The 10,688-nt window shown below is 71.6% G+C and carries 11 protein-coding genes; 6 read left to right on the top strand and 5 right to left on the bottom strand.

Annotated features, from left to right (window positions below; all coding sequences use genetic code 11):
- Nucleotides 1-5: 5 nt before the first annotated feature.
- The 4 genes from ACZ7OH_RS25640 to ACZ7OH_RS25625 are packed head-to-tail and all read right to left on the bottom strand — an operon-like array spanning nucleotide 6 to nucleotide 3,435.
- Nucleotides 6-521 carry a nucleotide exchange factor GrpE gene (locus ACZ7OH_RS25640; protein ID WP_470283084.1) on the bottom strand — a complete coding sequence of 172 codons (516 nt, stop codon included), beginning with the start codon at nucleotides 519-521 and terminating at the stop codon, nucleotides 6-8.
- Between the two features lie 49 nt (nucleotides 522-570).
- Nucleotides 571-2,436, bottom strand: a complete 1,866-nt coding sequence (gene dnaK / locus ACZ7OH_RS25635) for a molecular chaperone DnaK (RefSeq protein ID WP_470283083.1) — start codon at nucleotides 2,434-2,436, stop codon at nucleotides 571-573.
- A complete protein-coding gene (locus ACZ7OH_RS25630; protein WP_470283082.1) occupies nucleotides 2,436-2,945 on the bottom strand; it encodes a YflT domain-containing protein in 510 nt (169 codons plus the stop codon). The genes dnaK and ACZ7OH_RS25630 overlap by 1 nt, the downstream gene beginning before the upstream one ends.
- A gap of 13 nt (nucleotides 2,946-2,958) precedes the next feature.
- Nucleotides 2,959-3,435, bottom strand: a complete 477-nt coding sequence (locus ACZ7OH_RS25625; protein ID WP_470283081.1) for an Hsp20/alpha crystallin family protein — start codon at nucleotides 3,433-3,435, stop codon at nucleotides 2,959-2,961.
- Nucleotides 3,436-3,703: 268 nt separating this feature from the next.
- Between ACZ7OH_RS25625 and ACZ7OH_RS25620 the strand changes: the two genes are divergently transcribed.
- The 6 genes from ACZ7OH_RS25620 (at nucleotide 3,704) to ACZ7OH_RS25595 (ending at nucleotide 9,073) form a co-directional block, all read left to right on the top strand.
- Nucleotides 3,704-5,395, top strand: a complete 1,692-nt coding sequence (locus ACZ7OH_RS25620; protein ID WP_470283080.1) for a PucR family transcriptional regulator — start codon at nucleotides 3,704-3,706, stop codon at nucleotides 5,393-5,395.
- Nucleotides 5,396-5,407: 12 nt separating this feature from the next.
- Nucleotides 5,408-6,031, top strand: coding sequence for an MEDS domain-containing protein (locus ACZ7OH_RS25615; RefSeq protein WP_470283079.1), 624 nt, complete (start codon nucleotides 5,408-5,410; stop codon nucleotides 6,029-6,031).
- Nucleotides 6,028-6,627 (top strand): MEDS domain-containing protein, encoded by a 600-nt coding sequence (locus ACZ7OH_RS25610; protein ID WP_470283078.1) that lies wholly within the window; start codon nucleotides 6,028-6,030, stop codon nucleotides 6,625-6,627. Before ACZ7OH_RS25615 ends, ACZ7OH_RS25610 begins: the two co-directional genes overlap by 4 nt.
- 80 nt (nucleotides 6,628-6,707) lie before the next feature.
- On the top strand, nucleotides 6,708-6,962 hold the full coding sequence (locus ACZ7OH_RS25605) for a DUF2267 domain-containing protein (protein ID WP_470283077.1): 255 nt from the start codon (nucleotides 6,708-6,710) through the stop codon (nucleotides 6,960-6,962).
- Nucleotides 6,934-7,419 (top strand): 4a-hydroxytetrahydrobiopterin dehydratase, encoded by a 486-nt coding sequence (locus ACZ7OH_RS25600; protein WP_470283076.1) that lies wholly within the window; start codon nucleotides 6,934-6,936, stop codon nucleotides 7,417-7,419. The genes ACZ7OH_RS25605 and ACZ7OH_RS25600 overlap by 29 nt, the downstream gene beginning before the upstream one ends.
- Before the next feature lie 28 nt (nucleotides 7,420-7,447).
- A complete protein-coding gene (locus ACZ7OH_RS25595) occupies nucleotides 7,448-9,073 on the top strand; it encodes a glycoside hydrolase family 13 protein (protein WP_470283075.1) in 1,626 nt (541 codons plus the stop codon).
- Here the strand turns inward: ACZ7OH_RS25595 and ACZ7OH_RS25590 are convergent.
- Entirely contained in the window at nucleotides 9,063-10,676 is a 1,614-nt protein-coding gene (locus tag ACZ7OH_RS25590; protein ID WP_470283074.1) for an alpha-amylase family protein, read from the bottom strand. The genes ACZ7OH_RS25595 and ACZ7OH_RS25590 overlap by 11 nt on opposite strands.
- Nucleotides 10,677-10,688 lie beyond the last annotated feature (12 nt).

Genomic DNA, 10,688 nt, shown 5'->3' with positions numbered 1-10,688 from the left:
AGCGCTCACCCCCGCGGTTTCGCCACGGAGACCGCGGTCGGCCGCAGCTGCCCGTCGCCGGTTCCGTACCCGGGCCGCATCACGCGGGTCACCGTGTTCGGCTCGGCGTGCGGGTCGTCGTCGACGGCGACCACCTCGTGCCGGGCCGGGTCGAACGGGACGTCGCTTTCGTCGTCACGCTGGTACCCGAGGCCGGCCAGCAGCTGCACGGCCTGGTCGCGGATCGCCAGTACGCCCTGCACGATGGCGGCGGGGTCGGCTTGGGCGTGCGCGAGCGCCAGTTCGAGGTTGTCGAGGATCGGCAGGAAGGCGGCGGCGACCCGGGCACGTTCGGCTTTGCGCACGGCGGGCAGCTCCGCCGCGTACCGCTTGCGCTGGTTGTCGGCGTCGGCCGCCGCCCGGCGCCAGCGGTCCTCCAGCTCGGCGACCTTCGCCTCGAGCTCGGCGATCCGGTCGTGCCCCACCGCCGGAACGGGCGCGTCCTGGGGGCCGGACTCGGCGCCCGTCCCGGCGGCGTCCACGGAGGATGTCCCCGGCTCCGTGGATTTCCCTGTGGTGGCCATGGTTTCCTCACGCTCGGTCGAAGTCGGCGTCGATCACGTCGTCGTCTTCGGAGGGCGCTCGCTCCGGCGGCGGACCGCCGTCTCCGCCCGGCCGGGCCGCGGTGAGCCCCGCCAGTACCTGCTGCAGCTCCGACGTCAGCTCGCGCACCCGGTCCAGCGGCGCGTTCGACTGGACGGCTTCGCGTGCGTCGGCGACCAGCATCTCCGCGCGTGCCTTCTCGTGCGCCGGCGTCTGGTCCGTGATCGCCTTCTCGACCTGGTAGGCGGCCGTGTCGAGCAGGTTGCGCGCCTCGACCTCCTCGCGCAGGCGCTCGTCCTCGGCGCGGTTGCGCTCGGCCTCGGCGACCATCCGCTCGACCTCGCCCTGGTCGAGGTTCGAGCTTTCGGTGATCGTGATGCTCTGCTCGGCACCGGTGTCCTTGTCGCGCGCGGTGACGTTGACGATGCCGTTCGCGTCGACGTCGAACGTCACCTCGATCTGCGCCTCGCCGCGCGGGGCCGGCCGGATGTCGGTGAGCTGGAACCGCCCGAGCACCCGGTTGTCGGCCGCGCGTTCGCGTTCGCCCTGCAGCACCACGACGTCGACGGCGGGCTGGTTGTCCTCCGCGGTGGAGAACACCTCCGTGCGCCGCGCCGGGATCGTGGTGTTCCGCTCGATGATCTTCGTCATCACGCCACCGCGGGTTTCGACGCCGAGGGACAGCGGGGTGACGTCGAGCAGCAGGACGTCCTTGACCTCGCCCTTGAGCACGCCGGCCTGCACGGCGGCGCCGAGCGCGACGACCTCGTCCGGGTTGACGCTCATGTTCGGGTCCTTGCCGCCTGTGAGCCGGCGGACCAGGCTCTGCACGGCGGGGATCCGGGTCGAGCCGCCGACGAGGATGACCTCGTCGATGTCGTTCGCGCTCACCTTGGCGTCGGACATCGCCTGCTGCACCGGGCCGAGGCAGCGCTCCACGAGGTCCGCGGTGATCTGCTCGAACTCCGAGCGCCGGATGGTGGTGGTCAGGTGCTTCGGCCCGCTCGCGTCGGCCGTGATGAACGGCAGGTTGACGCTCGTCTGGCTGACCGAGGACAGCTCGACCTTGGCCTTCTCCGCCGCTTCGAACAGCCGCTGCAGTGCCTGCGCGTCCTGCCGCAGGTCGATGCCGTTGTCGGACCGGAACCGGTCGGCGAGGAAGTCCACGATCCGGCGGTCGAAGTCGTCGCCGCCGAGGTGGCTGTCCCCGGCGGTCGAGCGGACCTCGACCACGCCGTCGCCGACGTCGAGCAGGCTCACGTCGAACGTGCCACCGCCGAGGTCGAACACCAGCACGGTCTCGTGCTGCTGGGAGTCCAGCCCGTAGGCCAGCGCGGCCGCGGTCGGCTCGTTGATGATCCGCAGGACGGTCAGCCCGGCGATCTTCCCGGCGTCCTTGGTGGCCTGCCGCTGCGCGTCGTTGAAGTACGCGGGCACGGTGATCACGGCCTCGGTCACCCGCTCACCGAGGTTCTTGCCCGCGTCGTCGGCCAGCTTGCGCAGCACCTGCGCGCTGATCTCCTCCGGCGAGTAGAGCTTGCCGCGGATGTCGAAGCGGACGACGCCGCCCTCTCCCTCGACGACGTCGAACCCGACCGCCTTGGCCTCGTCGGACACCTCGTCGAACTTGCGGCCGATGAACCGCTTCGCCGAATAGATGGTGCCCTTCGGGTTGAGGATCGCCTGACGGCGGGCGAGCTGCCCGACCAGCCGTTCACCGCTTTCGGTGAACCCGACGACCGAGGGGGTCGTCCGGGCACCCTCCGTGTTGGGGATGACCCTCGGCTCACCGCCTTCCCAGACGGCGATCACCGAGTTGGTGGTGCCGAGGTCGATTCCGACCGCCTTGGCCATCACACACCTCCTGACTTGGCGGGCAGCTTCGCCAGCAACGCCCGGGCCTCATCGGCGACTTCGGCGTCGGCGACGACCTCGTAGCGGGTGGGCGTCATCGCGCGGACCGACGCGAAGTCGCGGCGGCCGCGTTGCAGCGCGTGCATGACCAGCCCGAAGACCGCCCCGACGATCGCGCCGAAGACCAGCCCGTAGAGCGCGAGCGTCAGCGTGGCCAGGACCGGGGTGAACCAGTTGAACAGGCCGAACAGCCAGCCGATCAGGAGCCCGGTCAGCGCTCCGGAGCCGGCGCCGCGCAGGGCGGCGCCGCCGAGGCCGAGCCGGCCGATGACCTGCTCGACGAGCTGCACGTCGCGGCCGATGATGGCCGTCCGCTGCACCGGGAACCCCTGGTCGGAAAGGTAGTCGACAACCCGCTCCGCCTCGCTGTAGTCGTCGTACGAGGCGATGGGGACACGTTCGGCGGCGTGGCGTGGGGCAGGCGCGGTCGCGCCCGGCTGTGCGGTCATGGTGGTTCGCCTCCTAGGCGTTCGCGTGTTCTTCGGCTCGAGCCTGCGCGGGGGCACCCGCGCGATCGTCGGTGAGCTGGCGCCGCTCGTCGTGGCTCCCGATTTCGACGCGGCGGGGTTTGCTCGACTCGGCCACGGGGATCCGCAGCGTGAGAACGCCACGCTCGAAGTCGGCCGACAGCTTGGAGGTGTCCAGGTTGTCCCCGAGGAACAACTGGCGGCTGAACTCGCCCTGCGGCCGCTCGTCGATGATCAGCTCGGCGCCCTCGTCGCGGGCCGGCCGGCGGGTCGCCCGCACGGTGACGACATTGCGTTCGACGGACACGTCGACGTCGTCCGGGTCGACGCCCGGCAGGTCGAGCGCGACCTGGAACTCGTCGCCGCGGCGGAACGCCTCCATCGGCATGGCGCGTGGGGCCGTGCGCCCGCTCAGCACCTGTTCGCTCACCCGCTCCCAATCACGGAAGGGATCGAAGCGCATCAGTGTCATGATCTTGTCCCAATCCGGGACGGATCGTCCTACCGGGAGTGTCCGATCCGAACCGATTTCGCGTTGGTTTTCCCGGCGGGCAGGATTTCCCGTGCCAGGCCCGGCGTGCGGCGACGGGGAGTGCCTGTCCGATGCGTCCACCGTGGCAAAGGCGCCCACCGCCCGCGTGCGCCCGGCAGGCCGAATTTCCGGGGGGTTTGTCGGCCCGGCAGAACACATGCCGACGGCGTAGGGTGCGAAACACCAGGTCGGGGTCGGGGAGGCCGAAATGACGCCCGAGGACGATACGGCCTCACGAGGCCAGGAAGCCAAGTCGGACAGCTGGTGGCGTGCGCAGCTGTCGAATCTCTACGGCCTCTTCGCGATTTCGATGATGATGTTCGACGGCCGCGAAGCGGCGGACATCATGCGGCTCGCCGCGACCTCGGTGCCGTCGCTGAGCGGTTGCACGACCGATGCGGCGTACCTCGTCGACGAGGACGGCAAGGTCACCGCGCAGGACGGTGTGGAGGAGGCTCATGCCGACCTCGCCGCGGAAGTCGGCAAGCTCGACGGGCAGAGCGGGCGGATCGAGCTCGCCGACGGCCTCTGGCGCTGGTGCTACGCGCTGCGAGGGCTGGGCGGCCTGACGGGCTACCTCGTGGTCCGGGCCGGGCAGTCCCCCTCCCGTGACGAGTTCTTCCTGCTCAACTCGCTCGGTCACCAGACCGCCGCGGCGCTGGCCAACTCCGCGCTGCTCAAGCGGGAGCGGCGGCACTCGGTGGCGCTGCGGGAGCTCAACGACCAGCTGTCCACGTCGCTGGAGCGGCTCAAGCAGCAGACGCAGGTGCACGACGTGCTGTCCTCCATCTCGGCCTCCGGGGCCGGCGAGCCGGGCATCGCGCACGCGCTGCACCAGCTGACCGCGCTGCCGGTAGCGATCGAGGATCGGTTCGGCAACCTGCGCTCCTGGGGTGGCCCCGGCCGGCCGGACCCGTACCCGAAGGTCGCCGTGCACCGGCGCGAGGAGCTGCTCCGGCACGCCGCGACCCTGCCCGAACCGGTCCGCGTGAAGGACCGGCTCATCTCCCTGGTGAAGCCCCGGCACGAGGTGCTCGGCGTGCTCGCCCTGATCGACCCCGCGCGGACGGCCGGCGCGTACGAGGTGTTCGCGCTCGAGTACGGCTCGACCGTGCTGGCGCTGGAACTCTCGCACCAGCGCAGCCTGGCCGAGGTCGAGCTGCGCCTGCGCCGCGACCTGGTGGACGACCTCATCGCCGGAACCGACGACGAGAGCGCGTACGCCCGTGCCGAGGCGATCGGGCACGATCTTCGCCGTCCGCACCACGTGGTCGTGCTGCGGTGGGCCGGTGGTCTCGCCGACGACGTGGTCGCCGAGGCCACGGGACGCGCCGCGACGGCGCTCGGGCTCGCCTCGCTCGTGTCGCGCCACTCGGGCGCGGTCGTGCTGCTGGTCGCCGGGCGGCCGGACGGTGCGGTGCTGCACGCCTCGCTCTCGCAAAGCCTCGGTGCCGAGGGGGCGATCGGGATCGGCAGCCGCTGCGACTCCCCGGGGCGGCTGCCCAAGTCCTACGCGGAAGCGGTGCGGGCGCTCGAGATCCGGCGCGGCTCGCAGACCCCGAACGGGGTCACCGGGATCGAACAGCTGGGGATCTACCGCATTCTCGACACCGGGCAGAACCACGGCGACGTCGTCGAGTTCGTCCGCGAGTGGCTCGGGAAACTGCTCGACTACGACACCCAGCGCAACGCCGAGCTGGTCGCGACGCTCGCCCAGTACCTGGAGTGCGGCGGCAGCTACGGCGACACCGCCGCCGCGCTCATGATCCACCGGAGCACGCTGCGCTACCGGCTCGGCCGGATCCGGGAGATCACGGAGCTCGACCTCAACGACGTGGACAGCAGGCTGAACCTGCACCTCGCCACCCGGATGTGGCACGTACTGCACGGATCGCCGTGACCGGAGGTGACGATGGACCAGCACGAGCGGACCGATCGTGAGGTGACCCTCGGCGGAGTCGCGCTCGCGCCGGGTGACCACCTCTGTGTCTTCCACCGGGGCAGAGCCGAGCGGGACCGTCTCCTGATCCCCTTCCTCGCCGAGGGCCTGTGGGCGGGGGACGCCGTGCTCTACCTGGGAGCCGAGGGTGAGCGGGAGACCATCCGCGAGCGGCTGGCCCACGCCGGCGACCTCATGCTGACCGAACCGGGCAGCGGCCACCTCCGAGACGGCGAGTTCGCGCCCGACGCGCTCTTCGCGATGCTGGACGGCTGGTCGCGGCGCAAGCTCGGCACCGGTGATCACCCTTTCGGGCGCATCGTCGGCGACATGAGCTGGGCCGCGCCCCGGCTGAGTTCCGCGCTGATCGACGCGCTCCTCGCCGAAGAGGTCGCCGTGACCGCCTGGGGAAAGGATTTCCCGCAGGTCGTTCTGTGCTTCTACGACCTGGATTTGTTCGGCGGCGACTTGATCCTCCCGTTGATCAAGGTACATCCGAAGGTCTGGACGGCCGGAACGCTCGTCGAAAACCCCTATTGCGTCTCATCGACCGAAGACGGGCACCACCCCGGCTTCGAACGGAGGATTCCGTCGTGACCGCTTCCCGGAAGTTCGGCACCCCCGGCATAGTCATCGAGCCGGGGCAGCACATCTGCGCGGTGTACGTGGGCGAGGAAGGTCGGGACAGTGTCCTCCTGCCCTTTCTGAGCGAGGGCCTGCGTGCCGGCGAAAAGTGCCTGTTCGGCGTGCACGAGGAGGAGGTCGGCGGTTTTCTCGACCGGCTCGGCGAGGACGTCGACGACATCGGGGCGCGCGTCGACTCGGCGCAGCTGGACATCCGGGCCGCGGGGGACACGCTGCTGTCGCCGGACGACTTCACCGTGGACCGGATCGTCGAGTTCTGGGACGAGGCCGTGTCCACCGCGATGGCCGCGGGCTACCCGTTCGTCCGGCTCGGCGCGGAGGCGCGCTGGTGGCACCCGCAGCTGCCCGGGCTGACCGAGCTGTTCCGGTACGAGGCCGCGTTGAACGACTTCACCAGCCGCTACCCGCAGGCGATCCTCTGCATGTACGACATCTCGCGCTACCGCGAGAACATCGTGCTCGACCTGCTCAAGACGCACCCGCAGGTGCTGATGTGCGGAGTGCTGCTGGAGAACCCGTACTACTCGCCGCCGGCGACCCTGGTTTAGCCCTCCCTCCGTTCTTCCCCGCGTGAAAGGCGATTCGGCGGGTACGCGACCCGAAGAGCACACGTGGGAAGGAGAATGCCGTGGTACAGCACGAGAAGTGGCTGACCGCCGTCGAAGACGTCGCCGAGCTGGACGACGCGGCCGAAGCGAGGGCCGTGCTCGGCGCGGTCGTGGCCGCCCTCGCCCGGTGCCTGCCGGACGCCGGCCGCGAGTGGCTGGCCGAGCGGCTGCCCAGCCCCGAGGCCGGTCCCGCGCGCGATCCCCGGGCCGGCGAACCTGAAGTCGGGCACCGACGTCGAAGCCGCGGTGGCCCGGCGGCTGCGGACCACCCCTGAGCGGGCCCGCTACCTGACGCAGGCGGTCCTGACCGCGCTCACCCGGACCGATCCCGGACTGGCCGAGGAGCTTCGCGGACGCCTCCCGCGTTCCGTTGTCGAGGTGCTCACTCCCGCGGGCGAGTCGCCCCGCGACGCCGCGAGCCATCGGCCGGAGGTCCCGACGCGGCTGTCGGACGAGGAGGTGGCCCGCGGCCTGCGTCACCTGACCGGGTGGTCCGGGGACCGCCACGGCATCGAGCGCACGGTCCGGCTGCCCGACGACCGGATCACGCCGCTGGTCGAGCGCGTCCAGCGGGAGGCGCGGGCGATGAACAACCACGCCCACGTGGAGCGGGCCGACGGCGGGGTGACGTTCCGGCTGCGCACCGGCCGCGAGGGGGTCGTGACCGAACCGGATCTGCGGCTGGCCGAGCGGATCGACGAAGCCGTCGGGTCCGGGGGCCGACCCGGTTGAGCGCGGCCGGAGCGGCTACCCGGCTACCATGGAAGACTCCGCGAACTGGTGGCGCGACGCCGTCGTCTACGAGGTCTACCCCCGCAGCTTCGCCGACTCGAACGGCGACGGCACCGGGGATCTCGCGGGCCTGCGCTCGCGGCTCGGCTACCTGGCCGACCTGGGTGTCGACGCGGTGTGGACGACGCCGTGGTACCGCTCGCCCATGGTCGACGGGGGCTACGACATCGAAGACCACCGGGCCGTCGACCCGCTGTTCGGGACCGACGCGGACGCGCTCGAGCTGATCGACGAGGTGCACCGGGCCGGGCTGCGGCTGCTGATCGACGTCGTGCCGAACCACACTTCCGACCGCCACCGGTGGTTCCGGGCCGCGCTGGCCGCCGGGCCCGGCTCGCCCGAACGGGCGCGGTACCACTTCCGGCCGGGCCGTGGCGCCGACGGGGAGCGGCCGCCCACCGACTGGCGCAGCGTCTTCGGCGGTCCCGCGTGGAAGCGGGTGCCGGACGGCGAGTGGTACCTGCACCTGTTCGCTCCCGAGCAACCGGACCTGAACTGGGACCACCCGGAAGTGCGCGCCGAGTTCGAGGATCTGCTGCGGTTCTGGTTCGCCCGCGGGGTCGACGGCGTCCGCATCGACGTCGCCCACGGCCTGGTGAAAGACTCGGCGTTCCCCGATCTGGGGTCCGGCCATGAAGATCTGATGCGGCCGCCGGACCGCACCCGGCACCCGCACTGGGACCTCGAGGGCGTGCACGAGATCTACCGGTCGTGGCGGAAGATCGCGAGCGAGTTCGGCCCGGACCGGGTGTTCGTCGCCGAAGCCTGGGTCTCGAAGCCGGAGCGGCTGGCGTGCTACGTCCGCCCGGACGAGCTGCACACCGCGTTCAACTTCGACTTCCTGCGCTGTTCGTGGGACGCCGCGGCGCTCCGTTCGGTGATCGACTGCACGGTGAAGGCCCTGCACGCGGTGGGGGCGCCCGCGACGTGGGTGCTGTCCAACCATGACGTGGTCCGGCACGTGACGCGGTTCGGCCGCGCCAACACCCGGGTCGAGGACCACCCCTGCCCGCCCGAGCCGGCCGATCTCCCGCTGGGCAGGCGGCGAGCCCGCGCGGCGCTGCTGCTGATGCTGGCGCTGCCCGGCGGCGCGTACCTCTACCAGGGCGAGGAACTGGGCCTGGAGGAGGTCGAGGACTTGCCCGAGGACGTGCTGACCGACCCGACGTGGGAACGCTCCGGCCACACCCAACGGGGCCGGGACGGTTGCCGGGTGCCGCTGCCGTGGTCGGGAACGGCGCCGCCGTTCGGCTTCACCGACGCCGGCGTGCCGACCTGGCTGCCGCAGCCGGCCCGGTGGCGGGAGCTGACCGTGCGGGCGCAGGGCGACGACCCGCAGTCGATGCTCTGCCTGTACCGCGCCGCCCTCGCCGCACGGCGGGAGCACCCCGCGCTGGGCGACGGGACGATGACGTGGCGGCCCGCGCCGGAGGGAGTGCTGTTCTTCGCGCGTGAGCCGGGGTTCGAGTGCGTGGTGAACCTGTCCGCCGAGCCCTTCGAGCTGCCGGAAGACGCGCGGGTGCTGCTGTCCAGTGTGCCGACGGACGGAGGCCGGGTGCCGCCGGACGCCGCCGCGTGGCTGGTCAGGAAGTGACGAGGCGGATCCAGCGGTAGCCGTGGCCGGCGACGGCCACGTCCGCCGGGTCGATCCGGTCGTCGTAGCCGCTGTCCTCGAACACCGCCATCGCGACGTCGTCCGCCTCGGCCGGGATGCGGACGCGGCAGGCGGACGGACCCAGGTTGTGCACGAACACCATGCGGCCCTTGGCCGTTTCGGCGCGGTGCACCAGCACCTCCGGCGGGCCGCCGTCGACGGGCTCGTGCCGGCCGACGGCGATCTCCGGGCACTCCTTGCGGGTGTGCAGCACCCGTTCGAACCAGGTGAGCAGGCTGGTCGCGTCCCGGCGCTGGCCGAGGACGTTGACCAGCTCGTACCCGAACGGGCCGCCTTGGACGAGCGGGGCGACCAGCTGCTCGGCCGGCGCGCGGGAGAACCCGCCGTTGGGCCCGTCGGACCACTGCATCGGCGTGCGGATCGCGGTGCGCTCGGGCAGGGCCAGGTCCTCGCCCATGCCGATCTCGTCGCCGTACCGCAGCACGGGGCTGCCGGGCATGGTGAGCAACAGGCTGTAGGCCAGTTCCAGCCGGCGCCGGTCGCCGTCCAGCATGCAGGCCAGCCAGCGCCGGATGCCGCGGTCGTAGAGCTGCATGCGGGGCTCCGGCCCGAACCGGCCGATCACGTCACCGCGTTCGGCGGGGGACAGGCCGCCGAGGTCGACCTCGTCGTGGTTGCGCAGGAAGGTGGCCCACTGGGCCTGGCCCGGCAGCCGCGGCGAGTGCCGCAGCCGCTCCCGGACGGGCTCGGCGTCGCCGCGCGCCAGCCCGAGCATCAGGGCCTGGTTGAGCCCGAAGTCGAAGAGCATCGTCGCGCGGCTGGCCTCGTCGTCCGCGGTGCCGAAGTACTCGAGCAGCTCGTCCTCGGGCACGTTCGCCTCGGCGAGCAGAATCGCGTCCCCGCGTTGCCAGGAAGCGGTTTCCCGCAGCCGCCGCAGGAGGCCGAAGTCCCGTCGCCCGCGCGACTCGATGAGGAACGGGGCCGCGTCGACCCGGAAGCCCGCGACGCCGAGCCGCAGCCAGAAGGTGACGATCTTGGCCAGCTCGGCCGCCACCGCCGGGTGCTCGACGTCGAGCTCGGGCTGGAAGCGGTAGAACCGGTGCCGGAACCAGCGATCGACGGACTCGGCGTAGCTCCAGGTCTCCGCTTCGGACCCGGGGAACACGCAGCCGTCCCACCGGTCGGCGGGTTCGTGGTCGGCCCACACGTACCAGTCGTGGTGCGGCGCCTCCCGGCCGGAGAGGGCCGACCGGAACCACGGGTGCTCGTCGCTGGTGTGGTTGACGACCAGGTCCAGCACGATCCGGATGCCGACCTCGTCGGCCTGGCTCACGAGCTCGGCGAAGTCTCCCAGCGTGCCGAAGCGCGGGTCGATGCCGTAGTAGTCGGTGATGTCGTAGCCGCCGTCGCGACGCGGCGAGGGATGGCACGGGTTGAGCCAGATCGTGTCCACCCCGAGCCGGGCGAGGTAGTCCAGCCGGTCGGTGAGGCCGCACAGATCACCGACCCCGTCGTCGTCCGAGTCCTGGAAGGTCTCGATGTCGAGGGAGTAGATGACCCCGTTGCGGTACCAACGATCCACGCTGCGGCGGCT

Source organism: Amycolatopsis sp. NPDC114478 (assembly GCF_055633805.1).
The sequence above is the reverse complement of the archived record's forward strand: the minus strand, read 5'-3'. Positions and strand labels throughout refer to the sequence as shown.